The sequence below is a fragment of the Geomonas agri genome (genome assembly GCF_020179605.1).
In the GTDB taxonomy this organism is placed as follows: Bacteria; Desulfobacterota; Desulfuromonadia; order Geobacterales; family Geobacteraceae; genus Geomonas; species Geomonas agri.
Map to the genome: position 1 here is coordinate 887647 of NZ_JAINZO010000002.1, position 24870 is coordinate 912516.

21 protein-coding genes are annotated in these 24870 nt (G+C 62.9%); 10 read left to right on the forward strand and 11 right to left on the reverse strand.

All coding sequences use genetic code 11. The features are described 5' to 3' along the window. Nucleotides 1–22: 22 nt before the first annotated feature. The 3 genes from K7R21_RS15450 to K7R21_RS15460 form a co-directional block, all read right to left on the reverse strand. Entirely contained in the window at nucleotides 23–517 is a 495-nt protein-coding gene (locus tag K7R21_RS15450) for a septum formation initiator family protein (protein WP_224984175.1), read from the reverse strand. Then, nucleotides 514–1767, reverse strand: coding sequence for a HAMP domain-containing protein (locus K7R21_RS15455; protein ID WP_224984176.1), 1254 nt, complete (start codon nucleotides 1765–1767; stop codon nucleotides 514–516). Before K7R21_RS15455 ends, K7R21_RS15450 begins: the two co-directional genes overlap by 4 nt. A 145-nt stretch (nucleotides 1768–1912) precedes the next feature. Then, nucleotides 1913–2416, reverse strand: coding sequence for a shikimate kinase (locus K7R21_RS15460; protein WP_224984177.1), 504 nt, complete (start codon nucleotides 2414–2416; stop codon nucleotides 1913–1915). A 430-nt stretch (nucleotides 2417–2846) separates the two neighbouring features. Here K7R21_RS15460 and K7R21_RS15465 point away from each other — a divergent pair, with 430 nt between their 5' ends. The 4 genes from K7R21_RS15465 to K7R21_RS15480 all read left to right on the forward strand — a co-directional run bounded on the left by K7R21_RS15465 (nucleotide 2847) and on the right by K7R21_RS15480 (nucleotide 7469). After that, nucleotides 2847–3362, forward strand: coding sequence for a DUF4402 domain-containing protein (locus K7R21_RS15465; protein WP_224984178.1), 516 nt, complete (start codon nucleotides 2847–2849; stop codon nucleotides 3360–3362). 81 nt (nucleotides 3363–3443) lie between these two features. Next, entirely contained in the window at nucleotides 3444–3911 is a 468-nt protein-coding gene (locus K7R21_RS15470; RefSeq protein ID WP_224984179.1) for a DUF4402 domain-containing protein, read from the forward strand. A 9-nt stretch (nucleotides 3912–3920) separates the two neighbouring features. Next, the gene (locus K7R21_RS15475; protein WP_224984180.1) at nucleotides 3921–4745 is read left to right on the forward strand and encodes a fimbrial biogenesis chaperone; all 825 of its coding nucleotides are present in this window, start codon (nucleotides 3921–3923) and stop codon (nucleotides 4743–4745) included. 48 nt (nucleotides 4746–4793) lie between these two features. After that, complete coding sequence (locus K7R21_RS15480) at nucleotides 4794–7469, forward strand: carboxypeptidase-like regulatory domain-containing protein (protein WP_224984181.1); 2676 nt, start codon at nucleotides 4794–4796, stop codon at nucleotides 7467–7469. Between the two features lie 7 nt (nucleotides 7470–7476). Here the strand turns inward: K7R21_RS15480 and K7R21_RS15485 are convergent, their stop codons facing one another. From K7R21_RS15485 to K7R21_RS15495, 3 genes are read right to left on the reverse strand one after another with little or no spacing between them, the layout of a single operon-like run. Next, a complete protein-coding gene (locus K7R21_RS15485; RefSeq protein WP_224984182.1) occupies nucleotides 7477–7785 on the reverse strand; it encodes a hypothetical protein in 309 nt (102 codons plus the stop codon). A gap of 47 nt (nucleotides 7786–7832) precedes the next feature. Then, entirely contained in the window at nucleotides 7833–8618 is a 786-nt protein-coding gene (locus tag K7R21_RS15490) for a rhomboid family intramembrane serine protease (protein ID WP_224984183.1), read from the reverse strand. Beyond that, nucleotides 8605–8775, reverse strand: a complete 171-nt coding sequence (locus K7R21_RS15495) for a hypothetical protein (RefSeq protein ID WP_224984184.1) — start codon at nucleotides 8773–8775, stop codon at nucleotides 8605–8607. The genes K7R21_RS15490 and K7R21_RS15495 overlap by 14 nt, the downstream gene beginning before the upstream one ends. Before the next feature lie 369 nt (nucleotides 8776–9144). On the opposite strand from K7R21_RS15495, the gene K7R21_RS15500 reads away from it, so the two are divergent. Further along, a complete protein-coding gene (locus K7R21_RS15500) occupies nucleotides 9145–10731 on the forward strand; it encodes a hypothetical protein (protein WP_224984185.1) in 1587 nt (528 codons plus the stop codon). Nucleotides 10732–10744: 13 nt separating this feature from the next. Beyond that, the gene (locus tag K7R21_RS15505; protein WP_224984928.1) at nucleotides 10745–12235 is read left to right on the forward strand and encodes a LysM peptidoglycan-binding domain-containing protein; all 1491 of its coding nucleotides are present in this window, start codon (nucleotides 10745–10747) and stop codon (nucleotides 12233–12235) included. Between the two features lie 6 nt (nucleotides 12236–12241). Here the strand turns inward: K7R21_RS15505 and K7R21_RS15510 are convergent, their stop codons facing one another. After that, the gene (locus tag K7R21_RS15510) at nucleotides 12242–12961 is read right to left on the reverse strand and encodes a lytic transglycosylase domain-containing protein (protein ID WP_224984186.1); all 720 of its coding nucleotides are present in this window, start codon (nucleotides 12959–12961) and stop codon (nucleotides 12242–12244) included. Nucleotides 12962–13174: 213 nt separating this feature from the next. On the opposite strand from K7R21_RS15510, the gene K7R21_RS15515 reads away from it, so the two are divergent. Then, complete coding sequence (locus tag K7R21_RS15515) at nucleotides 13175–13834, forward strand: YceH family protein (RefSeq protein ID WP_224984187.1); 660 nt, start codon at nucleotides 13175–13177, stop codon at nucleotides 13832–13834. A gap of 188 nt (nucleotides 13835–14022) precedes the next feature. Here the strand turns inward: K7R21_RS15515 and gdhA are convergent, their stop codons facing one another. From gdhA to K7R21_RS15535, 4 genes are all read right to left on the reverse strand, one after another. Further along, nucleotides 14023–15372: an NADP-specific glutamate dehydrogenase gene (gdhA, locus tag K7R21_RS15520; RefSeq protein WP_224984188.1), complete on the reverse strand. Its 1350-nt coding sequence runs from the start codon at nucleotides 15370–15372 to the stop codon at nucleotides 14023–14025. Between the two features lie 354 nt (nucleotides 15373–15726). Continuing rightward, nucleotides 15727–16797 (reverse strand): type IV pilus twitching motility protein PilT, encoded by a 1071-nt coding sequence (locus K7R21_RS15525; protein WP_224984189.1) that lies wholly within the window; start codon nucleotides 16795–16797, stop codon nucleotides 15727–15729. 86 nt (nucleotides 16798–16883) lie between these two features. Beyond that, the gene (locus tag K7R21_RS15530; protein WP_224984190.1) at nucleotides 16884–18599 is read right to left on the reverse strand and encodes a DUF4388 domain-containing protein; all 1716 of its coding nucleotides are present in this window, start codon (nucleotides 18597–18599) and stop codon (nucleotides 16884–16886) included. Between the two features lie 123 nt (nucleotides 18600–18722). Next, a complete protein-coding gene (locus K7R21_RS15535; RefSeq protein WP_224984191.1) occupies nucleotides 18723–19529 on the reverse strand; it encodes a triphosphoribosyl-dephospho-CoA synthase in 807 nt (268 codons plus the stop codon). A gap of 410 nt (nucleotides 19530–19939) precedes the next feature. Here K7R21_RS15535 and K7R21_RS15540 point away from each other — a divergent pair, with 410 nt between their 5' ends. From K7R21_RS15540 to K7R21_RS15550, 3 genes are all read left to right on the forward strand, one after another. Next, nucleotides 19940–22435, forward strand: coding sequence for a penicillin-binding protein 1A (locus tag K7R21_RS15540; protein ID WP_224984192.1), 2496 nt, complete (start codon nucleotides 19940–19942; stop codon nucleotides 22433–22435). Nucleotides 22436–22653: 218 nt separating this feature from the next. Further along, entirely contained in the window at nucleotides 22654–22938 is a 285-nt protein-coding gene (locus K7R21_RS15545) for an HU family DNA-binding protein (RefSeq protein ID WP_216509111.1), read from the forward strand. Nucleotides 22939–23389: 451 nt separating this feature from the next. Next, complete coding sequence (locus tag K7R21_RS15550; RefSeq protein WP_224984193.1) at nucleotides 23390–24730, forward strand: DEAD/DEAH box helicase; 1341 nt, start codon at nucleotides 23390–23392, stop codon at nucleotides 24728–24730. The last annotated feature ends 140 nt before the right edge of the window (nucleotides 24731–24870 follow it).

The window sequence follows — 24870 nt, forward strand, 5'->3', positions numbered from 1 at the left end:
TATGGCAATGTCTGTTGGAATGCTAGCGCGCCTTCTTTTCCAACTCCTGGTCCAGGTTTTTCAACTGCTCCAGGCGCTGGTTTAGCTCGGTGATCTCCCGGCTCAGGGCCTGGTTGCTCCCCTTAAGCACCTTGTTCTGGCGCCGCTGCTCTTCAAGGGCATTGACCTGTTCGCTTACCGGAGCGGCCAGCGCGGTCCATTGGCTCGCCGGATACTCCTTTTTCAACCGCTTCAAAAGGTGAAGCGCCTGCGCCGAGCCCGGTTTCACTTTCAAGGTCAGCAGCGCCAGCCGGAAGAGCGCCTCGTCGGTCACCCCTGTGACGGCGGGGCCATTGCAGATGGCGTCCAGCGCGTTGATGGCGCCGTGGGTATCCCCCTCTTTCAGCATCGTTTCCGCCTGGGACAGCTGCCTCGAACTGTTGTAGCGCTCCAGGAAGTTTCCCTCTCGTGAGCCGGTGGTGGCGCACCCGGCGCTAACGAGCGCCGCCAAGCAGATAATGAGCATTGTCATCTTCATACAGTCACCCTTCCGGGGGCACCGATCAGGTACTTGCTCCCCGGTTTCTCCTTGGCGCTGTCCTTCACCTTGGCCGCGGCCCGAGCGATCTCGACGGCGGAGGAGTACTGGTCCCTGCCGCAAATGATGACCGCGATGGAAATGGTGATCAGTGGGAAGAAGCGCTGCACCCCGTAACGGTCGCACCCCTCGATACCCCCAACTTTAAGATCCTCCGGCGAGTAGTGTTTGACCACCTCGGCGCTGAAGCTGTCGATGACCGCCTCGCAGACCGCGGAGACGCGCTCGGCCGGAATGACCATGACGAAGTCGTCGCCCCCTACGTGCCCGACAAAGCCGTCCTTGCCGGCATGCGCCTTCACCGCACGCTGGATCAGGTCGCCGGTCAGACGGAGCAGCTCGCTCCCCTTGGCGTAGCCGTAATGGTCGCCGTAGGGCTTGAAGTTGTCCAGGTCGGCGTAGCAGAAGGCGAAGGTGTCGCCGCTTTGTAGCCGTTCCTCGAGTACCCGCTCGATGGCGAAGTTGCCGGGGAGCCGGGTCAGCGGGCTCGCGTCCAGGCTCATCTGCTCGAGCACCTTGAGCCGCGCCGCCATCTTGGTGAAATCCCGGGCCAGCTCGCTGATCTCATCCCCGGAGGGAACGTTGGGGTTGTAGTCGAAGTCACCGGCGGCAATGCGATGGGTGGCGCTTTGCAACTCGCGGATAGCACCGAAAGTGCGGTAGGTGACGAAGGGTGCGACGCCGATGGCGAGCAGGAAGCCGGTGCAGGAGATAGCGACGGTCCACCAGATGGTCTGTTTTTGCTGCTCGTCCGCACGGGAGAGCACCCGCTTCAGCATGTCCTTGCGCTTGAGGTAGGAGGCGTCAACCGCGTTGAGCAGCTTGAGCGCCGAGGAGCGCATCGGGCCGGTGCTACCTGTTTTGCCGGCGAAGAGGTCCTCTGCGGCCTTCTGATAGGCGAGGTATAGCCCGTTCAGCTGCTTCAGGTCGGCGGTCGCCTTTCCCTTGCCGAGCAGGTCCAGGCTGGCCAGGGCCTCCGCCTGGCGCTGGTGAAACAGGTCGATGAAGGCGGGGTCCCTGAGGATAGCGTACTTGCCGGCAAAGCTCTCCTGGCTCAAAAGCGAGGTCCGCAACTCGATTAGGGCGCTGATTACCGGGAGTTCGTTGTTGGCGATGTTACGGGTGATGTTGGTGCTGCGGTAGATATTGTAGGACGAGAAGACGAGCGCAGCCGCAGTGAATAAGGCCATAGCCGCGTAACCCGCACTTATCTTCTGTATCAGGGAGAGACCCGACAGGCTTACTCTCGAAGACTTTTTTGTCTCGATGGCTTCAGGCATGAGGTAGATATTAGGGGAGTGTGTCGTTAAAGTCAACGCGGTTGGCGCTGCTACATCATGACACGCCGCATTGAAACATGACCCTAGTGGCTGCTTCCTGCAGGTTCTCACCGTGGAGTAGCACTATGCTGTGGGCGTACTTATGATACAACTCGAAGCGTCTCTGGTACAGTTCTTCCAACCCACCTTCACCCATGCCGACGATGCCGCGCGGTGCCGCCCGGGCGATACGCCCGTGTAGCCTCTGTATGGGCACGTCAAGAAAGACGACGGTAGAGATGGCAGCGAGGCGGCGCATGGCGGTGTCGGAGTAGACCACGCTGCCGCCGGTGGAAATGACCAGGGAACCTTCCGCCGGCAGGGCCAGCACGGTTTCCTCCTCGATCCGGGCGAATTCCTCGACCCCCACCTGATCCACCACCGCCTGAAGTTTCTTGCCGAAGCGCTTTTCGATGTAATGGTCAGTGTCGATAAAGCGCCACCCCAGGCGGGTGGCGATGACCCTTCCTATGGCACTCTTGCCCGAACCGGGCATCCCTATCAGTGTCAACCTGTTCATTTTGCTTCCCTTCGCGGTGCCCGTGTCCAATGCGACTACAACATCTTACCAGTTCGAGCGCGTCGTGGAACATGACACCATTAAATATGTAGAAAACTTTTTTAGGTTAGATATATTTAATCGTCGTAAAAAATCCCGCGTGCTTGCGACGCTTAGGCGAGGCGCTGACGCAACGCAACAGGCACCTATACCTGCCAGAAGGGCACCTCGTTTGGCGAGCAGACGCCGGCACAGAACCGCCGGCCGATCCGCTGTGAGGACCACATGGAAAGGCAACTATGGGACCGTAGTAGTAATAACGACAGTCGAAAGGTCTGTTGGGGCAGCGTTCAACTGCATCATGGGCGCGGCAGGCCACCGCCGGGAAATCGACTGCAGATGCCAACCGCGCTATCCCAAAAATGCGTCATGCGTTAAAGGAGATACCCCCATGAAAACGTTATCAAAGGTTGTAGTAATGGCAGGATGCACCGCCCTAGCGTGGGCCGCAGGCACTGGCATCAGCCAGGCGGCCACGACCACGGCCGGCACCTACGCGACCGTCGTGTTGCCGGTCACCATCACCAAGGTCACGGATCTTAACTTTGGCCGTTTCATGTCCGGCGGCACAGGCGGGTCCGTAGTGGTCGACACGGCCGGGGCGCAGTCTGTGACCGGTGGCGTGACCACCACTGCGGCCTTGGGTGGCACCGCCACTGCCGCGACGTTCACGATATCGGGTGAGCCGACCAGCACCTACGCCGTCACCTTTCCGGCCCAGACGCCCCTGACTGGCCCCGGCACCTCGATGATCATCGGCACCTTCACCATGGACAGTAGCGGCACGCTGAACACCTTCGGCGCGGCGCCCGAGACCCTCTCCGTCGGCGCCACCCTCACCGTCGGCGCGAGCCAGGCCTCCGGCGCCTACAGCGGGACCGTGGACGTGGCGGTCAATTACAACTAGCCGTCCACGTGAACCTTCACCAAGGGGGGCGGAACTCGCCCCCCTTGTCTATTGCAGGCCCCGAATGGGATGGGAGAGATGATGCGAGCACACGGCTTACGTGCCACGCTCGGCTCGGCAATCCTGGCACTTGGATGCATGACCGCAGCTACAGCTTTTGCCGCGCCAACCTCCGTGACCAAGAACCAGGACTTCGATTTCGGCAGGGTGGTGGGAGGTGCGGGGCGCTCCGGCACGATTACCGTCACCCCGGCCGGAAGCAGAACCTATTCAGGCAACGTTCTCCCCTTGGGCACCACCTTCACCGCAGCCCGCTTCACCATCACCGGGAACGTGGGGAAAGCCTATACCTTGACCCTGCCGGCAAACGTCAACATGAATGCCGGTGCCGACCAGATGACGGTCACCGCGATCACCTCTTCGATACCCCTGACTGGGATCATCCCAGCCGGCGGCGCGGTCAGCTTTTCGGTGGGGGGGACGCTTAACGTCGGGGCAGCACAGCGGAACGCACCGTACAGCGGCAGCATGAACATTTCGGTTAAATAAGGGGGAGTCGTGAAGCTACTCTTCGCCAAGTGGGCGGCAATGGTGATAACCGCCGCCAACGTAATCATCGGTACCCCGACCGTGACGGTGGTCGCTGCAGACCTCATGGTGTACCCGACGCGGGTGGTCATGACGGACAGGCAACGTGCCGCGCAGGTCGACATCATCAACGCCGGCGAGTCGCAGGCGACCTACAGGGTCACCATGGTGCGCAAACGGATGACGGAGACGGGAGAGTTCCAGGACGTCGGCACTCCGGAACCGGGAGAAAAGTTCGCGGACGAGGTGGCGAAATACTCCCCCCGCCAGGTGACCCTGCTGCCGGGAGGGGGGCAGACGATACGGATCCTGTTCAAAGTCCCCCCGGACCTCGAGACCGGCGAGTACCGGTCTCACCTGCTGTTCACCAGGTCCGCCCCCGCCATCGCCAGGCTGCCTGAGAAAGGTGACGACGAGCCCGGGGTTATCAAGATGAACATCGTGGCGAACGTGGGGATATCGATACCCGTCATCGCCCGGCACGGCGACCTGCAGGCCGGCGCATCGATCGATGCCGGGTCCGTTGCTCTGTCCGGCGAAAAACAGCAGGTGCTCTCCTTCACCATGCACAGGTCCGGCACCAAGTCAGTCTACGGCGACGTGGCCGTCTACCGGGGACAAGAAAAGGTGGCGGAGGGCAAAGGCTTCGCGATCTACACCCCGAACACGGTGCGCAAAGTTTCCCTCGTCGTACCGGAGCACTCGCGGCTCAGTAGCGGCGAAGCCGTACGCCTGGTCTTCACCGAGCGTGACGAAAAAAAGCCCCTGGCTGAATCTGCCGTCGTTCTTCCCTAGCCCATGGTGCCCCGCGCAGGCGCCCATACCCCACGTGTGTGTGCCTGTGTGGGCCTTCTGCTGCTCGTCCATCTCCTTTCACCGTGCGCACACAGTCTTGCCGCGCCCGCCGCTCCGGGACCGCCAGCCCCCGACCAGGAGCTGGTGGTCGCGCTGGAACTCGACAAGGAAACGTTGACCGACAGCTTTCTACTGGTCGAACGAAAGGGCGAGATCTACATCCCGGTCTGCGCCCTCGCCGATGCCCTCGCGCTGGCGATCAGTTGTGACAAGGACAGGGCCTTCGGTTTTGCCCTGAACCAAGCGCAACCTTTCGTCATTGACCTCGAGGCAGGCTACACCGTCCATGGCAGGGAATCCTTTTCAATCAATGGCGAGGCATTCGTGCAAAAGGAGGAGATCCTAGTCAACTCGGGCGCGCTATCGCGGTGGCTGCCGGTGGATTTCCACCTGCGCCGCGAAAGCTCGGCGCTGGAGGTACGGGCGCGCGAGTTGCTGCCGCTGCAGGCGGCAAAAAAACGCGGATCTTTCGTGACGCCGAAAGTCGCCGACCAAGCCCGGCAATACCCGGATACGACCCCCCCCAGGCGTGCGGTGGCTGTCCCGACAGCGGACCTCGCAGCGGAGTTCTCGCAGTCGTCCGACGGCAACAAGGGTAGCCGCAGCAGGATGCTGAACTCAATAAACCTCTCCGGCGACCTCTTCCACATGACGGGGGAGGCTCATCTCCTCACCGAGAACGAGGATCTCAAGCGTCTCGACCTCACCCTGTCCCGGCGCAGCGCCGCCGGTTGGCGCGTGGGTCCTTTGTGGTTCAACCAGGTGGCCCTAGGCTCGAACCAGGCGCCGTACGTGGACGGGATTGGAACATCGGCCCGGCCGATGTACGGCGTCTATCTCTCCAACCGCCCCCTGCTAGGCGGCGGGCATTTCCTCACCCATGACATTCAGGGCCAACTCCCCCCCGGCTGGGACGCTGAACTGTTCCACAACGGAACCCAGATCCGCTACCAGCCCCCCACCGCCGAAGGGATGTACCATTTCGTCAACCTGCGAGTCTTTTATGGCGTCAACAGCTTCAAGGTGGTACTGCACGGCCCGTTCGGAGAGAGGCAGGAGTCGGAAGAGGTATTCGTCTCAGACGCGACCACGCCGACCGGGGAGCTGCTGTACACGCTTTCGGCGGGGTGGCAGACGGGGCTGACGCAGCATGAAGGACCGCAGGACGGGGGTGCCGAGTCCAACCTCACCTTCACCGCGGATTTCGGCCTGACTAGGAACCTGACTGGGTCGCTGCTGGTGGTAAGGCATGAGGAGCGTCGCGACCCGGCCGTGGAGTATGTAGGTGCCGGCGTGCGCACAGCACTGCGTTCGACCCTGCTGTCCCTGGAGGTGATCCAGATGCTGGCGCCGGGAAGGGGGCTGGAGGGGCAGCTGATGAGCATTAAGTCAAGCAGCCGCAACCTGTACGGGTTGAACCTGGAACTGGGACAGCGCTTTTTCCACAACTACTACTCGCCGCAGTTCTACTATCGGGACGATCCCCTGCGCACCCTGACCACCGTGAAGGGGAACTCGTCCTTTACCCTGTTGGAGGACATCCGCGTGCCGTACTCGGTCGAGATCGGCTTCGGCACCAGGAATTCAGGGGAGACAGAAACGACGTCGCAGTGGCGCGTTTCCGGCGGCTGGAAAGGTTGGAACACGACGCTGCAGGCGGACCTGTCCCGGCTGCAGGGACAGAACTACGCGACCGGACAGGTGCAGGTGAGTACCAGGCTGAGCGAGATCAGTGTGAGGGGAGAGGCGGGGTACTCCTTCCTGCCGGTCGCCAAGCCTGGCAGCGTCAACTTGAGCGCGGACATCGAGATAGCGCCGGGGCTGCAACTGAACTCGGTGCTATCCCATGCACCGGCGGACCGGTTCATCGGGTTGCGGCTTGGGGTGTCGAAGCGTTTGGGACGGGTGGGGTACTCGGTCGCTGCGCACGGTAGCACCGACGGGGACTACGGGTTCGATGTGGGCGTGCGCTCTTCGGTCGCGGACGTCCCCGCCGGCAGGCTGCTGGCTTCCGCCGAACCGTTGGCCCCGTACGGGATGATCGCCGTTTCCGCCATGGTGGCCGAACCGGACGGGAGAAGGACGGCGCTGCCGCGGGTAGATTTCCTGTTGAACGGCAGCCGGGCCCGGGCCATACCAGACGGCGCCGGCGACCAGGTCATCGCCTTCCTGCAACCGGACATACCGGTCGATGTGACAGTGGACATGACGTCGATCGAGGATCCCTTCATGGTCCCGGCGGAGGAGGGGTGTCGCATCGTGCCAAGAGCCGGGGTGGTCGCAAGGTGCGCGTTCACCCTGACCACCGGTGGCGAGGTCGACGGCACCGTGACGGTGCGCTTGGCGCGCGGGGGAGCAGTCCCTATCAAGGGGGTACGGGTCGAACTGATCGGGGCGGAAGAGCGGCAGGACAAACCGCAGGCGATGACGCTGTCGGAGGAGAGCGGCTACTACCTGTTCAAGACGGTCCGGCCGGGGAGGTACCAGGTCCGCATACCGGCCGACGAGGTGCGGCGGTTGAAGGCGAGCGAGTTGCCCCCGCGCGGCGTGACAGTGCCACCGGGTGGGGATATGGTATCCGGCATCGACTTTGAACTGGCGCCGGTCGACGCGGCGCCGGGGAGGATCATCAACGGACCGGCGCCGGTGCTGGACAAGGAGTAGGGGGCGGTTAGTTCCTGACGGGGAGCAGGGTGGCCTGCAAGAGGTCGCGCAGTGCCTTGTCGGAGCCGGATTCCCGGTTCACGATGCTTTTTCTTTCTCGGCGCGAAATGAGGATGGCTAGGTGCTCGGCGGCCTCCGCGGTTCCCCCCGCTATCGAGGTGGAGAGCTGGCAGAGGATTTGGACCGGCAGGCCGTTTCTGAATCCCTGCACCAGCTTGGCGATCTCATCGTGGCGCTGCTCGTAACTCCAGGTCTGGTAGACCTCATCGCCGAGGTTGTTCAATTTCCCCTGTATGCCGGCCAGTTTGTTCAGCATCTGCTTCTCCTGTAGCGCAACGGAGCGCGCCCCGCGTGCGGCGTGATTCACTTCTTGTGTTCATGGCTGAAGATGTGGTCCCTGCAGTAGCCGTACTGGCCGTTGCATTTCGGGCAGTAGCGGAAGTCCATGTCGGGATGGGTTTTCTCGGTGATGCCGCAGGTGGTGCACTTGTGCACCAGTTCCTTCTCACGGAACTGGAGCCCGCCAACCTTTTTGGAAATCTGCCTTTTACCGTGGCGCAGGTTGATATAGATGTCGTTGGCAAAGAAGATCAGATAGTTCGCGATGGCGGCCAGCACCATGATGCGGGAGGGCCAGCCGCCGACGACGATCTGGTAGGCGTAGCCGAGCCAGGTCAGGAGGGCCAGCCACTTGATGCGCACCGGGATCACAAAGAAGAGCAGGATCTGGAATTCCGGGAACAGGGTGGCGAAGGCGAGAAATACCGAGCCGGCGAGGAACGCGTTGCTGACCGGGTAGGCCGGAACCAGGAACGAGGCCGCAAAGGTGATCAGGCAGCCGAGCACTAGGTACGCGTTGTAGCGAAAGGCGCCCCAATGCTCCTCCAGGGTGGAGCCGAGCATGTAGAAGAAGTACCAGGCAATAAGGGTGAAGATGAGGCTGGACTGGGGGGGATCGAAGGGGATTGTGAAGATGCGCCACCACTCACCCGACAGGAACAGCCCGGCGGAGAAGTAGGTCGCCATCCGGTCCAGCTTCCCCGTCATGTACATCAGGTAGAAGAACGACTGCCCTGCGATCAGGTAGATCGTCAGGTTTGGGATCGCGTAGCGGCCGATCTTTCTATCCAGGCGGTCAATAAATTTCATACTGCTTGCACCGGTCCTTCTTTTCCTGAGTGTTCCTCGGCGAAGTGGCCAGGGGGGTATCAACGTCGTCGTCATCGACGGGACGGGAAGCTTCGGTCGTGTCGATCAGTGGCAGCCCCTTGGGATGTTGCTGACTGCCCGGGTACTTCTCCTTCATGATCTTGTCCCGTTCCTCCGGGGTGATGATCTTGAGTCAAAAAGCTCTCCAGAGAAGACCTTTTCCTTTCCGCGCTTCTCAAGCGTTACGCGTCGCCCTGGCCCCAACTGATAGGAATGTAGGTAGTGGCACAGCCACTGAGCATGAGCGCCACAAGTACAAAAAATAGTTTCCTAGGCAAACCTTGCATTACCACTCCTCGCGGTGGGTCAGCCGATGCCGGCCCGGCCCACAATCTAACATAATTAAAGAGCGTAACGCAACCACATGCATATATTGTTTTACCTCTAATGAGCTCACATGAGCCGAATAATATTGATTATTCCTTTTCCCTAACCTAAAATGTGCCACTAAAAACCAAGGGAACCCATGACGCGCGTCCTCCTCATAGCAGACACCCAGCGGGTGCAACGTATCTTCCACCAGATGTCAGAGCAGGGACTGCTGCACCTGCAGACAGCGTCAACACTCGCCCTGGGCGAATTTGAACTTTCCTCCTTTTCCCCCGATGTTACCTTCGTGCAAAGCCGCATCTCCGGGTTTTCCGGCGATATCCTGCTGCGTCATCTGGACAAGCTGCTCCCCGCTCAAGGGCGACTGGTACTCTTGGCCGGGGACAGCGAGGACGCCGCCCAGGCCAGAAGGCACGGCAGGATCTCGCTCGACCTCACCATGGACGATGCGCTCCTGGGGCAGTCCGTGGCGGCGCTGCTGGCGGGGGAACCGCTGCCTGCTGCACCGATTGCCGAGGAGGAGCAACCTGCCAAGGCCGCGCCGCCCAAAGCGAGAAAAGGCGCAGCCGCCCCGCCGGCGCAACTCGAACACTCCGCACAGTTTGAGCAATCCGCACAACCTGAACGACCGACTGCCGAGCCCGCGCCGGTAGCTTCCGTCCCCTTTCAGCCACTGCCGCAGGAAGCGCCGGCGGCAGGTGGGTACCCTCCCCCTAAGCAGGGCGCCAAGAGCGCCATCTCTGCTTTCGAAGACGTGATGCAGCAGGCCGAGGCGCGGACAGTACCAGTGGAGGAGGCACTCCCGGAGGTAGAAGACCGCGTGGAGGTGAGAACGGGAACGCCGAGGAGGGAACTGGTAGAGGAGACCTTGCCGGCTCCGCCCGCCCTTGACGAAGCGGCCAAGGGAGGCGGCGGTTATTACACCGGTGAGACGGTGGCCGAAGCCTTGCGCCGCGCCGAGCAGAAGAAACCGCGGCGGCTGTTACTGTACATCGTGCCGGTCCTGATCGTGGTAGCTATTCCGCTGGTGGCCTATCTCGCCGGCAAGAGTTCCGCTCCTGAGCAGGGCGCCATACCGGTCGCCAAGCCGACGGCAAAGCAGGCGGTGAAGCAGGCCCCTTCGGCTGCGCCCGCGCAGGTAGCTCCGGCATCTCCGGCAGTTCCCGCTGGGTCCGTGCCCGCCGTCTCGCAGTCGTCCGCGCCGACCCCGCAGCGTGCGCCGGGCGCAACCCCGGCCCCGTCCCAGGGCGTGCCGTCCGCCGCCGTGCCCGCGCCCAAGGCCCCCGCTGCCGCACCGACCCCGTCGGCGAAGCCGCAGACGCCTGCCGGCGCCAAGCCCGGCCAGGCCAAGACGGTCGTGCCACGCGGCGTGGAACGTCTCCCCGCCATGCTGGAAGGGACCAAGCCGGATCCCGAGTACGGCAAGAAGCATCCGGGCTGGGTCAGGTACCTGGGCATCCGTGCCGAATACAAGCTGTTCCAGGAGAACAATGTCTACCGGGCCATCCAGGTCATTCCCGTCCCCGGCGGCACCATTTCCGACGACCTGTTGCAACGGGTGCTGCGCCAGTTCGGCGGCGCGGACAGCTACCGCGTGGAGTCGACGGCAGCCAAAGGCGAGTACCTCGTCGAGCAGTGCGCGACCTCGGGCGCCGCGGCGGTCACCATCTACCGCAACAAGACCAACAAAAAAGTGAAGGCCCTGGTGGTCTACTACCCCTGAGAGAGGCGACCCGATGACTCCTGCCGACAAGGCGAAACTGCTCCTGGCTCTCCTGTTGATCCCCGCCCGGCTCTACGCCGCTCCCCCGGAATTCCAGATCGACATCAAGGAGTTAGACCGGCAAAAGCCGGCGGCGCCCAAGTCCGTCCAAAAGCCGGCGCCCAAGCAGCACAAGCAGGCTCCCAAGAAGAAGGAGTCGGAGGCGAAGGCGCAGCATGAGACGAAAAAGGAGCACCCGGCTCCCAGCGGGGAGTACGTCCGCTACACCGTCAAGCCCGGGGACCACATCTTCAAGATCCTGGTCGGGCATTTCGGTATGTCCAACGAGGCGGCAGAACGCCTGGCCCCGGAGATCATCGAACTGAACGACATCAAGAACATCAAGACCCTCGAGGTGGGACGGACCCTGCTGCTTCCGGCCGCGGCCCTCCATGGAGCAGAGGCGAAGCCGGCCAGGAAGGAAAAGGGGCACGCACGGCCGGAAGCGCCGTCCCAGAAGGCAAAGGGAGGCGAGACGCCCAAAGAGCCCAAACCGGTACCGGTGCCGGCGCCCAGGGCCCCCGAGCCCGCCCAGGAGACTCCCCGGGCACCCGAAACGGCTCCCAAGGCACCGAGGGCACCCGAACCCGCCGCACCCACGCCGGCACCGGTCCTCGCGCCCAAAACTGCGCCAGCCCCGACCCCGGTGCAAAAAGCTCCGGCCCCGGCAGTACCACAACCTGTTCCGGCTCCGGGCGCCAAGCCAGCCCCAGTCCAGCCGCCGGCCCCGACCCCCAAAGTGGAGCCGGTTCCGGTGCCCAAACCCGTGCCCGCTCCGGCCGAAAAGCCAGCTCCGGTACCCACACCGGTGCCGGCCCAAAAAGCTGCGCCTATACCCGCACCTGCGCCGGCCCCTAAACCGGCACCTAAACCGGCACCTAAACCGGCACCTAAACCGGCACCTAAACCGGCACCGGCTCCGGCTGCCGCACCGCCCAAGGTTGCGGCACCGGTTGCCGCGCCGCCCGCTGCGCCTGCCATCCCCCAGGCCCCGACCTGGGTCTGCTCGGTCGGTCGACACGACGCCGCCAGCGTGGTCGATTCTGTGTTGAACGCCATCTCCGTCACCTGGAGCCGCAACAAGATCATCCAGTCCGCCGCTGGCGCGGCCACACCCTTCAGCATCAGGGTCGACCGCTACTTCGAGTACAAGGGGAACCGTTACATCGTGAGCATTGGCGAGAACGACCCGTACAACTACACGCTGATCAGGATCCTGGAGACTGCGGGGTACCGGGTGTTGATGTTGACCGGGAAGGAAGAGTTCAAAGCGGTAACGGAGCGGTTGTTTAAGCTGGTCGGGGTCGCGCCGGATTTCGGGCCGCACGCGTTGCAGGAGGGGAAACATGCGACCGGGTTTCTGGTCCAGCAGGACGACGCGGCCGGGAGGCGGGTGTTGATCACGGATACGGCGCCTCCCGCAGGGCACAAGTGGGTCATGCCGGCGGGATGCGGCGCCAGGTAGGGATGTCTAGGGGATGGGGATCGCCGAGTGCTCTCCATCCTCGGTGTAGTAGCCGATATTTTCCTGGGATATGGCGTTGCTCTGCGGGGTAGCTGCCTGCGGGAGTGCGCTCTTTGCTGTGGTTTCGGCAGGGGCGGCTTTCTGTTGCAGCACTTCCTTGGGGGCAGGCACGCCTCCCTTCACCTTCTCTTTGAACTCGTCAGCCTTCCCTTTCGCCGCCTCGTCCACCCAGCCGTCCACCCTCTGACGCACCAAGGCCTCCAGATTGTCCTTGAGAGGACGGTACTCCGCTTCCTGACGCAGCGGCTTAACGCGCTGCAGCTGGTCGAAGACCTTCTTGGAGTAGCGGTCACGCTTGTCCGGGGTCTGGCTGTTGTAGCAGCCGATCGCCTTCCAGGTGTAGCCGTACTTCTCCATGCACATGGAAAGTATCCAAGCCCCGGTTTTTACGCTGTTGCAAGGATCGCCAAGTGAACTCCAGCGCTGCTTGCCGATGGTGGGAGCCCAGCTCGAATTGATCTGCATCAGCCCGAAATCGTAGGTGCCGTTGCTGTTGTGATTGACGGCGGCGGGATTGAAGTTGGATTCTACTTTGGCGATGGCCCGCAGAATTTGCGGGTTGATTCCGTATTCTTCGCCGGCTTCTTCGAAGCAAAACGCGGAAGCGTTGGTTACCGCTGCGAGCATTAGTCCCGCGGCCGCGTAGAGCAGTTTGACTTTACCCATCACGGGTTCCTCATCGGGGGTGTGAGGTCATCCGCCGCCGGGGTGAGGTTGGCATGGGCGGATGCCGGCGGGTACGACTGCCGGCCGGAGCGTAATTCCGGTATATAATACATTTTCCGAATGGGCATGTCATCTGCTAAAGTACCGTTGCCGTCCCGGGTGCCTATGACCGCCGTTGCGCCTGTAGCCATTTCCGCCGCAAAGGAGTAGCCGATGAGAATGAATCTGACCGAGCTGGAGATCAGGATCCTTGGGTGCCTGATGGAGAAGGAACTGACCACGCCGGAGTATTATCCCCTCACGCTGAACGCGCTCGCGGCAGCCTGCAACCAGAAGTCGAACCGGGATCCGGTGCTGTCGCTGGCCGAGTCCGATTTGCAGCGGGGGCTTGAGGCGCTGGGTGCGCGCGGGCTGGCACGTCTCACCACGACCGGCGGGCGCGTCGATAAGTACGTGCACTCCATGGGGGACAAGCTCGGCTTGGATGTCCCGGCGCGCGCAGTGCTCGCGGAGTTGATGCTGCGCGGGCCGCAGACCGCGGCGGAGTTGCGCAGCCGCAGCGAACGCATGGCCCAGGTGGGCGACCTGGCGGCGGTGGAGGATATTTTGCTCAAGCTGCAGCAACACGGCCCTCCTCTGGTGGTGCGGCTACCGCGGCAGGCAGGCCGCAAGGAGCCGCGCTACGCCCAGGTTTTCGCTGGGATGCCGGAGTTACCGGAGGAGGAGCCGGAGCGGGAGTTGGCGCCTTCGGCACCGAGAGCACGGGCGGGCAACGAGCGGCTGGAGCAACTGGAACAGGAGGTGGGGGGCTTGCGCCAGGACGTCGCGGACCTGCGCCGGGAGGTGGAGGAACTGCTGGCGGCCTTCTCCTGAACGGGAGGCGCGTCAGACAAAGGCAAATCCCCCTGTCCCCCTGGGGGGGGGCGCTAGGGCTCGTGTAGCGCTTGGCGGCAACATTGAAGTCCGTAGCCCTGCATCCCTGCACACCTCACAAACAAAAAAGAAGGCTCGACCATCTGGTCGAGCCTTCTTCGTTTTTGCAGATCCTGTGGCGAGTCTTACTAGATCAGGCCATGGGCGACCATCGCCTTGGCGACTTTGATGAAGCCGGCGATGTTGGCGCCGTTCACGTAGTTGCCAGGGGTGCCGTACTCGGCGGCGGTCTCGTAGCAGGTGTCATGGATGTTCTTCATGATCTGCGCCAGGCGCTGCTCGGTGTACTCGAAGGTCCAGGCGTCGCGGCAGGCGTTCTGCTGCATCTCCAGCGCGGAGGTGGCGACACCCCCGGCATTGGCCGCTTTGCCCGGGCCGTAGGCGATGCCCGCCTCAAGGAACACCTTGACCCCTTCCGGAGTGGTCGGCATGTTGGCACCTTCGCCGACGGCGATGCAGCCGTTCTTGACCAAGGTGGCGGCATCCTTGCCGTTGATCTCGTTCTGGGTCGCGGAAGGCATGGCCACCTGGCACGGGATATCCCAGATGTTGCCGTTGGCGATGTACTTGGCGTCCTTGTGGTACTTGGCGTAGTCCTCGATGCGGCGACGTTCCACTTCTTTCAGCTGCTTGACGAGGTCGAGGTCGATCCCCTTCTCGTGGAAGATGACCCCGTTGGAGTCGGAGCAGGTGATGCACTTGCCGCCCAGCTGATGGATCTTCTCGATGGTGTAGATCGCCACGTTGCCGGAGCCGGAAACAGAGCAGACTTTCCCGTCGAAGGAGTCCTTGCGGACCTTGAGCATCGCGTCGACGAAGAAGGTGGCGCCGTAGCCGGTAGCCTCGGTGCGTACCAGAGAACCGCCCCAATCAAGGCCCTTGCCGGTCAGAACGCCGGGCTCGTAGCGGTTGGTGATGCGCTTGTACTGGCCGAACATGTAGCCGATCTCGCGGCCGCCCACGCCGATGTCGCCTGCGGGGACGTCGGTGTGCTCGCCCAGGTGGCGGTACAGTTCGGTCATGAAGCTCTGGCAGAAACGCATGATCTCGTTATCGGACTTCCCTTTGGGATCGAAGTCGGAACCGCCCTTGCCGCCGCCGATGGGGAGGCCAGTGAGGGAGTTTTTGAAGATCTGCTCAAAGCCCAGGAACTTGATGATGCCGAGGTAGACCGAGGGATGGAAGCGCAGGCCACCCTTGTAGGGGCCGAGGGAGCTGTTGAATTCGACGCGGAAACCGCGGTTGATGTGCACATTGCCGGCATCGTCCTGCCAGGGCACGCGGAAAATGATCTGGCGCTCCGGCTCGCAGATCCTCTCGATGATCTTGCGCTCGGCGAATTCCGGGTGCTTTACCAGCACCGGTCCCAGCGATTCCAGCACCTCGCGGACCGCCTGGTGAAATTCAACCTCGCCCGGGTTTCTCTTCAGTACTTCCTGGAAAATCGGCTCTACTTTCTCGTCAATCTGCGGCGACATACGTCCTCCTTTGAGCATTGTAGGAGCGGTTTGCCCACTCTTTCATCAGTCGCGCCGGGGTTGGGGTGTCGGCGTGCTGAAATATGGGGCAACTATATGCATGTCGTGAACCATTTTTAGGCATGTCTGTGTATAAATTGTGCAAAACATGGAATGGTGCTGGATTCGTTGGCGAAAACGACTGCAGGGGATGGGCGTTTGCTGCTGATAAATTAGTCAGCGGCGGGGTGGGAAACTACTTTTTGTACTCTGTTTAATCTTGTTGAGTACACAATAGGCAGGGTGCAGGCGGGCAAATTAAAGAGACCACGGAACGGGCCGTGGTCCCTTCCCTCTTGTGCGGTACAGGGGGGGCTAGTTGGTGAACATGAGCTTGCGCTCCAGGTCCATGGAGTGGGACAGGCGCTTGGCTTCCTCCATGGTGATCTGCTCCTGCTCATGCAGTTGGATCAGGTGCTGGTCGAGGGTCTGCATCTGGTACTGACTGCGGCCGTTCTCCATGTGCGCCTCGATCTCGTCCAGGCGTCCCTCGCGGATGCAACTCTGGATGGTCGTGGTGGCGCGCATGATCTCCAGCACGGGGATTATGGCCTCCCCGGTCTTGTTCATCACCAGTCGGATCGAGATGGTGGCCACCAGGATGTCGGCCAGCCTCTGCCTGACGATCTCCTGCGCGTCGGGGGGGAAGTGGCCGACGATCCTGTTGATGGTGGAGACCGCCCCTTGGGTGTGCAGGGTCGACATGACCAGGTGCCCGGTCTCCGCTGCCATCAGGCAGGATTCGATGGTGTCGGTGTCGCGCATCTCGCCTACCATGATCAGGTCCGGGTCCATGCGCAGCGCGGCCTTGAGCGCCGAGCTGAAACTGTCGGTGTCGATGCCGACCTCGCGCTGGATGATGCAGCTTTTCTCGGACTGGAACAGGAACTCGATGGGATCTTCGATGGTGATGCAGTTATAGCTGAAGGTTTCATTGATGTAGCGCAGCATTGAGGCGAGCGTGGTCGACTTACCGTTGCCGGTCGGGCCGGTGACCAGGATCAGGCCGTTGGGGGCCTTCACGATCTCGCCCAGTACCGGCGGCAGGCGCAGTTCGTCGAAGGTGCCGATGTGGGCAGGGATCACCCTCATGATGATACCGAAGTGGCCGCGCTGCTTGAAGATGCTGACGCGGAAGCGCGCTCCGCTGGGGAGGGAGAAGGAGGTGTCGAACTCCTTCTGTTCCGGTTCCCAGCGCCGGCCGTGGTGGGTCAGGATCTGCGCGGCGATGAACTCGGTGTCCTCGGCGGTGAGGGCCGGGAGTTTGGAACGGATGATCTGGCCTTTGCCACGGAAGAAGGGAGGGTTATCCACCTCGAAATGCACGTCGGAAACCTTCTTGCTGAAGGCTATCTCCAGAATCTGGACGAAAATCTTGGCATCCATGGTGTCCCTCTCTTGCTCAGCAGATTGAAATGAATGACAGACGGATCTTCTTTTCGGCGCGCCGAGCGGCAGGCTTGAGCCGCCAGCTACTTCTGGGCGCAGCGCTTGCGGTAAAGGATGTTGTCGATCACCAGGCCGGCGTGCTGAGACAGGATCTCAAGGAGCGGCAGCTGCGGGTTGGTCCCGGTCCCCGGCCCGAAGTCGGCGTAGATGACCGCGATGACCCGCCCGAAACTCTTCACGGGGAGGAGCAGGGCCTTGCCGGTCATGGGCGTGCCGATAGCGGCATACATGGTGTCCCGCAGCGGCTGGTCCACGTCACCGTAGCAGATCTCGCCGTCGAGGGCGCGCTGGTACAGCGACCCGGCCGGCGCGGTGATGCGCAGCTTCACCGAGGTCACGGCGCCGGCCGCGTCCACGCCGATGGCCCGCTCGGCGATCAGTTCCGAACGTACCACCACCAGGGTGACGCCGCGGCGGAAGACGGCACAGGCCGCCTGCAGTAGCGCAAAGGTCACCTCGGGGGGGTCGCGCTGTTCGGCGAGGGCGAGGAGCTGGTTGCGGAATTGCGCGGACTGGTCCTGTGCAGGTTTGCCGTGGTCGCGGTCCAAGTAGGCGGCCAGCGTGCGGCAGCTGTCGATGGTGTCGGAGATGAAGGTGTCGGGACGCTGTTCGCGGCAGGGGCGGGGCAGCAGCGCGGTGACGCCGCTTTCCTGGGCGGCGGCGCAGAGCGCGTAGTCCCCCGGTGTGGCCATAAGCGCGATAGTGAGGTCCGGAAAACGCTCCCGCTTGTGTCTGACCAGGGCGGCAAGGTCGCGGCCGTTCCTGGAGCCCGGGTCCCCCGCGTCCAGCAAAAGGAGCGGCAGTTTCTCGCGGGAAAGGGCCTGGTCGATGACAGGATCGAGTTGGTCGGGGTCGTCGGTGGCGCAGATGAAGCGGGGGCCGCAGACCGCGGCGCAGCATTCCCGCATCAGCTTGGCGCTGGTCAAAACGATCACGCCCAGATCGCTGTCCAATTGCGAAGCGCGGCCGGGAAGCTGCTCCAGGTAGTGGAACAGTTCCTGTTGCTCGCTGGCCGGAATCCCGGTCAGTTCACCCTGCAAACGGGTCGCGGGGGTGTCGGGGACCTCTTCCTGGAGCGCGGAGAAAAACGTCGGGATGTGCCGTTCCAGTACCTCGAGCTCCTCCAGCCCAAGGTCAGCGGCGGAGAGCTCGGCGGCGGAGGATTGAGCGGAGGCGCGCTGCGCCTCGGGAGCGGCGATGTTGCCGAAGATAGATTCCGGCGTGAGGGTGCCGTCGCGCTTGCGTTCGTCGTAGATGCGCAGGGCGTCCATGAGGATGCTCTGCGTGTTCATGTTGATCTGCTCGGGGAAGTAGCGGTACTCGTCGGAGACCACGACCTTGTCCACCTCGAGGCAGAAGGTGCCCCGGGTCCAGGTGAGCACCTCGACGATGGTCATCTCTATGAGGGCTTCCAGCCCCTGGTAGGCCGCTTGGGTGGGGACGGTGCCGTCCTCGATCAGCATCTGGATGATCGGCTTGCGGGCCTCGCCGGCGTCACGCTGTTCGATCAGGGCCTTTTCCAGTGCCTCACGGGTCAAGAGTCCCATGTCCAGCATGACCTGGCCGATACGGATCGAATTGTTGACGTGGTTTGCGCTGACGATGAAGCCGTCCCGAAAGACGAGCTGGCTCTCCCCCTTGGCGCCTTTCAGCGTGAGGGTGCCGGTCTTGCCGGTTTGGTGCAGCAGTTGGATGACATCCACTAAGGGGAGGTGCTCTAAATCGCCTTCAAAGGACATGCCGGTACCCTTGTCTGCCTGTGGTGGGTGAAGTGGAGCGGGTCAAGCGGGGGAGATTCTAGCATGCGGTTGGGGGTAAGTAAACCGGAATTGCTGGAGAAAAGGCAGAAAGCGCGGCGGGGGCTAGGCGGCCTCGAGTTCGCCGGTGTGGCTGAGCCAGGCGAGGGCGAGGGCGAGCAGGCCGGCGACGCCTCCCATCGTGAGGCTGCGACTTACGTAGTGGGCGTTACGCTGGGCAAGAAAGTCTATGAAATCGTCACGTTGCCCAACCATCCGTTCCAAGAGCCGGCCGTCCTCGCGCACCGTCTTCAAGCCGCTGCGGCCGCCGCTGCGCAGGGTGGTGCTATCCTCAACCGTCTGCATCAGCCTCCCCATCATGGCGAAGACGGCGCTGCCGCGGTTGCCGCCGTTGAATATTTCGCGCCGGTACACGGGGAGGGCCTCGTCGAAAAGGCTGGGGAGGCCGGCCAGGGCCTCCTCCCGGATGCCCCCGCCCTGGAAGCGGTTGCGTACCCGGTGTGCCGACCCCGGTTCACCGTGCTCAAAGAAGCCTTCCGCCAGGCCGGCGATGGAGGATCGCAGGCTCCCCTCGTCGCGACCGGGGGCGCATGCGCTGGCGCAAAGGACCAGGCCCCCCAGGAAGATGTACCCCTTGTGGCAGCTGCTTCCGACCGTCCGCTGCACCGCACACTCTGCTGCGACCCCCAGGCGCACCCGGGCTGCCAGGTCCTCTCCGGAGAGGACCGCGTCGCACATGTCCATGAGGTACAGGGACACGATCTTAAGCGACTCTTCCATGCGGGGCACGGAGAGATCGGGGTGGGCACCGCAGTCGCAGAGGTCGACGAGCCCCGGTTTCGGGGTCAGGTAGAGCTCCATGAAGGCGCCGCGCACGAGATCTTTGGCGAGTCTGGGGAGATAGCTGGTCATGTCTTGGGGGCTGGCTCCGTGGTCCGGTCAGAGTAACGTGCAAGCATCATAACATTATTTTGCCGTGGATGAGAATGTGTATACATTATAAAGGGATAAGGCGTTCGGTCAGACTTTGGCGCCGGACGTGCACAACGCCCCGGGAGCGGCCGGGAGCAGTCCCGCGGCGGGCAGGCACCGTGCGGAGATAAGCATAATAACCTTGAATTACTATTGCATTCTGGGATACTCTTCGTTCTGGCGCCCGGCTTCCGGGCGCGGCGAAACCACGATGCACCCGCAGATTCCCGTCCAGCTCTACCCTTGCCGCAGGGGCCCAAGGAGCTTCCCGCCTCCCCGACCATGGCCTACCGGGTGACGCCAGGCCATGATCCAGCGCACGCATCGACCTGATTGGAGACCCTCTCGCAATGGAAATTTACAAGGCGCAGCCGCGACAGCCGCAGCGCAGGTTGAAAAAAGCACCCGCACCGACCCTCAAGTACCTGCTCTGGGGTGCCGCCGTCGGCTCCACCATCATGCTGCTGGCCTTTCTCGGTTATTTCTTCTACCTCCTGGGGGCGCTCCCCAAGGTCGACCGCCTGGCCGACTACCGTCCCCCCATCCTGTCCCAGGTCTACGGCCAGGACGGCACGCTGGTGGGCGAGTTCTACCTGGAGCGGCGCACCGTGGTGCCGGTGGACAAGATGCCCAAACGGCTGATCCAGGCTTTCGTCGCCGCCGAGGACTCCAACTTCTACCAGCACAAGGGGATCGACTACGTAGGTGTCGTGCGGGCCGCGGTGAAGAATCTCATTTCCATGCGCAAAAAGGAAGGGGCTTCCACCATCACCCAGCAGGTGGCCAAGTCCATGCTGCTCACCCCGGAGAAGAAGTTCTCCAGGAAGCTCAAGGAGGCCATCCTCGCCAAGCGTATGGAGGAGCGGCTCACCAAGGACGAGATCCTCTACATCTACCTGAACCAGATCTACCTGGGTGCCGGCGCCTATGGCGTGCAGCTGGCGTCCGAGACCTACTTCGGCAAGGAAGTCGACAAGTTGAACCTGGCCGAGATGGCGATGCTGGCCGGGCTCCCCAAGGCCCCCAACAGCTACTCCCCGATCAAGCATCTGGAGCGGGCCAAGGAGCGCCAGGGGTACGTCCTGGAGCGGATGGTGAAGGAAGGGTATATCACCCAGGCCGAGGCGGATTATGCCAAGGCGACCCCCATCGTTATCCAGCCCCTCAAGAAGGTGAACGCCGAGCAGTCGGCCTACTTCCTGGAGCAGGTCAGACAGCAACTGGTGGAGAAGTACGGCGAGGAGCGCCTCTACAAAGACGGCCTCAAGATCTACACCACCATGAACGCTGAGATGCAGCGGGCGGCCTATGACTCGGTGGTCAACGGCCTGAAAGCGGTGGACAAACGCCAGGGCTTCCGCGGCGCTGCCAGGTACCTCACCGAGGCGGAGGTGGAGCCCTTCTGCAAGAAGGTCGAGGATGACATCGACGAACTATCCCTGAAGCAGGGGGCGGTCTACCAGGGCGTCGTGACCGGGGTCGACCCGGCGAAGCGCGAGCTTACCGTCCGCGTCGGCGACCGCACCGGCACCCTCTCCAAGAAGAACATGGACTGGGCCGGCAAGGTGGAACTGGTCAACAGCTACGGTAAGCCCCAGGCGAAGCGGGCCATTGGCCTCGGCGCGGTCCTCGACCTGCAGGTCAAGGAACCGGACAAGAACCGCGTCGGCGCCGTGTTCGCCCTCGACCAGAGCCCCGAGGCGCAGGCGGCGCTGATTGCCATCGACCCCATGACCGGGGGGGTGCGCGCCATGGTCGGAGGCTACGACTACAAGAAGAGCCAGTTCAACCGCGCCATGCAGGCCAAGAGGAACCCCGGTTCCGCCTTCAAGCCCATTATCTACGCCGCAGCCCTCGAGCACGGCATGACCCCGGCCAGCATCATCGACGACTCCCAGGTTGAGTACGAAAGCGGGGGCGACAAGGCCTGGAAACCCAAGAACTACGACAACGTTTACCGCGGCCCGGTGACGATGCGCGAGGCCCTCACCAACTCCATCAACGTGGTCAGCGTCAAGATCCTGGAGCAGATCGGAGTGGGCACCGCCATCGACTACGCTAAGAAACTCGGCATCACCTCGCCCCTGGCCAGCAACCTCACCCTGGCTCTTGGTTCGTCCAGCGTCACGCCGATGGAGCTCACCAGTGCCTACTCCGTGTTCGCCTCCGGCGGTTACCGCACCACCCCCTACTTCGTCACCAAGGTCCTCGACCGCGACGGCAACGTGCTGGAAGAGGTGCAGGAGCCGAAGGTGCCGGTATTCCGCCATATGTCCAGCGTGCAGGCGGATACTGCGGCGGAAGGGGAGAGCGAGGACGCCAAGGTCCCGCCAGCCGTGCCCCAACCGGGGCAGCCGGTACTCACCGAGGCGACCGGTGGCGTGATCCCGGTCATCCCCCCCGAGACCGCCTTCATCATGACCAACCTGATGGAAAGCGTCGTGACCAGCGGTACCGGCGGCCGGGCGCGCGCCCTGGGGCGCCCCGTAGCAGGCAAGACCGGCACCACCAACGACATGAAGGACGCCTGGTTCGTGGGATACGTGCCGCAACTGGTGGCGGGGGTCTGGGTCGGCTACGACCAGGAACGAAGTCTCGGTGCCGGCGGTTCGGGTGGGCAGGCTGCGGCCCCGATCTGGACCGAGTTCATGCAACGCGCGGTGGCAGGGATGCCGGTGAAGTCGTTCCCGACCCCGGGTAACATCACCTTCGCCCTGATCGACCCGCGCAACGGGCGACTGGCCAAGGAAGGAACCCCTGGAGCAGTCCAGGAGTGCTTCGTATCGGGGACGGAGCCCACAAGCTACAGCCCGGAGCCTGCGGCCGAGGCGGTTTCCGCGCCGTAATTATCCGTTATCACAAATGTTTTTTGCTGCGGCTCTGCTTGTTTCGGCCGCTGAAACGATGCGCCGTAAAGCCTTGCCAGGAGCGGATCGACGCGTCAAAACCGGGCTAGATCCGCTCCTGTCGCGGATAAAAAGGGACGGGTCACAAAAAAACCCTTGCAAATTACGAATATATGATTATAGTGGCGTTAATTTAATCCAGCCAAGGAGGGTCTCACATGACTAAAGCAGAACTGGTCGAAGCAGTGGCGAAGTCCGCAAACATCCCCAAGGCCGCAGCCGAGAAGGCCGTCGGTGCATTCATCTCCACCGTGAGCGGTGCGCTGAAGAAGGGCGACAGGGTAACCCTGGTGGGCTTCGGTAGCTTCGAAGTTGCCAGCCGTCAGGCTCGTACCGGCAGGAACCCGCAGACCGGCAAGGAGATCAAGATCGCCGAAGCCAAGGTGCCCAAGTTCCGCCCGGGTAAGGCCCTGAAGGACGCCATCGCAACCAAGAAGAAGTAGTCTTGGACCAGCCAGCGACGTGCCCCTCCACGACTGTTGCTACGTCTCCGGCACGCAAGAGAACCCCGCCCCCAAAGCGGGGTTTTTTCTTGTAAACGTATACAAAAAAAGAAAAACTTGCCTTTGTGGGGCGCATGTAGTAAAGCTGTTCCCCTGACTGACATCAGTTGCACCGGGGCCAACGCCCCTCCCATCGATCCAACCCCTCGCATTCAGGTTTATCCCCACGAGAAATGCGGCAGCAGCTAATTGGTTGGCGACGATGTATGGTTTGCCGGTCATATGGCGTGTTGCCGAGTTTTATTTCAGCTAAGCCTGCGACAATCGTTGTCGCGGCGGGTTTGGCACGCCCCACATTTTAGCACCCTTAAGCAAAGAGCCGCGTCCGTCCCCTGGGGATGTCCGGGACGCGAGCGTGGCCTTATTTTGCCCAAGGGAGAAAAGGAAACACATGTCTTTTGAAACCCTGAACCTCTCCGCCCCCATCATGAAAGCAATCAACGCCTGCGGCTACACCGAGCCGACCCCGATCCAGGCCGAGTCGATCCCGCTGGCCCTTTCCGGTCGCGACCTGATCGGCAGCGCCCAGACCGGCACCGGCAAGACCGCGTCGTTCGTGCTCCCCGCGCTGGAGCGCCTGCTGGTGCCGTCCCCGGTGCGCAGCAAGGGGCCGCGCATCCTGGTGCTGACGCCGACCCGCGAACTGGCCATGCAGGTAGTTGACGCCGTCAGGACCTACGGCAAGTTCATGCGGGTGCGCTGCGGCGCCATTCTCGGGGGGATGCCCTACCGCGACCAGATGATGCTCCTGTCCAGCCCGGTCGACATTATCGTGGCTACGCCGGGGCGCCTGATCGATCACCTGGACCGCCGTTCCATCAACTTCTCGCGCCTGGAGATGCTGGTGCTGGACGAGGCGGACCGCATGCTGGACATGGGCTTCTCCGAGGACGTGGACCGCATCGCCGCCGCGGCCCCGACCGAGCGCCAGACCCTGCTCTTCACTGCCACCATGGACGACGCCATGGCCAAACTGGCCCAGCGCCTGTTGAAGGACCCGGTTCGTGTCGCGGTGGACGTGAAGCAGGTGACCAACCTCTCCATCGAGCAGCGCCTGCACGTGACCGACGACATGCGCCACAAGAACCGCATCCTGCAGCACCTGGTTGCCGACGCCAGCGTCACCAAGGCGATCATCTTTTCGGCCACCAAGAAGGACGCCGACCAGCTCGCTTTCGAGCTCTACTCGCAGGGGCACGCCGCCGCCGCACTGCACGGGGACATGTCGCAAGGGGCGCGTAACAAGACCATCTCCAACATGCGTCGTGGCAAGGTGCGCCTGCTGGTCGCCACCGACGTCGCCGCTCGCGGCCTGGACGTCTCCGGCATCAGTCACGTCATCAACTTCGACCTCCCCAAGTTCGCCGAGGACTACGTGCACAGGATTGGCAGGACCGGCCGCGCCGGTGCCACCGGCATCGCCATCTCGTTCTGCTCCATGAACGAGGTCGCCTACCTGGATCGTATCGAGCGCCTGACCGGCAAGCCGCTGCCCCAGCACGTTATCGAGGGGCTCGAGCCGACCCGCCCGCTGAGAAGAAACAACGGCGCCCCCGGCGCCCGCAAGGGTCGCCCCAGCTTCGACCCGCGCAAGAAAGGGTTCGCTCCCAAGGGCCGTCCTTCCCAGGGGGGACGTCCCGGCCAGACCGGGCGTCCGGGACAGGCTTCCGGCCGCCGCGACGCGCAGCCGGTGGTCGAGTACCGTCGCGGCAGGGGCGGCGCGGGAAACTAGCCTTTTCCTTGATTTAACTCGTTGGTTTTGGTATCGTTTGCACCTGTGTATACACGGCCCCCAGGCGTCACGCCTCGGGGGCCGCTTGCGACTGAGCGCCGCCGGCTTACGGCAGCCATGAGAGATACGAAGGGGGTAGC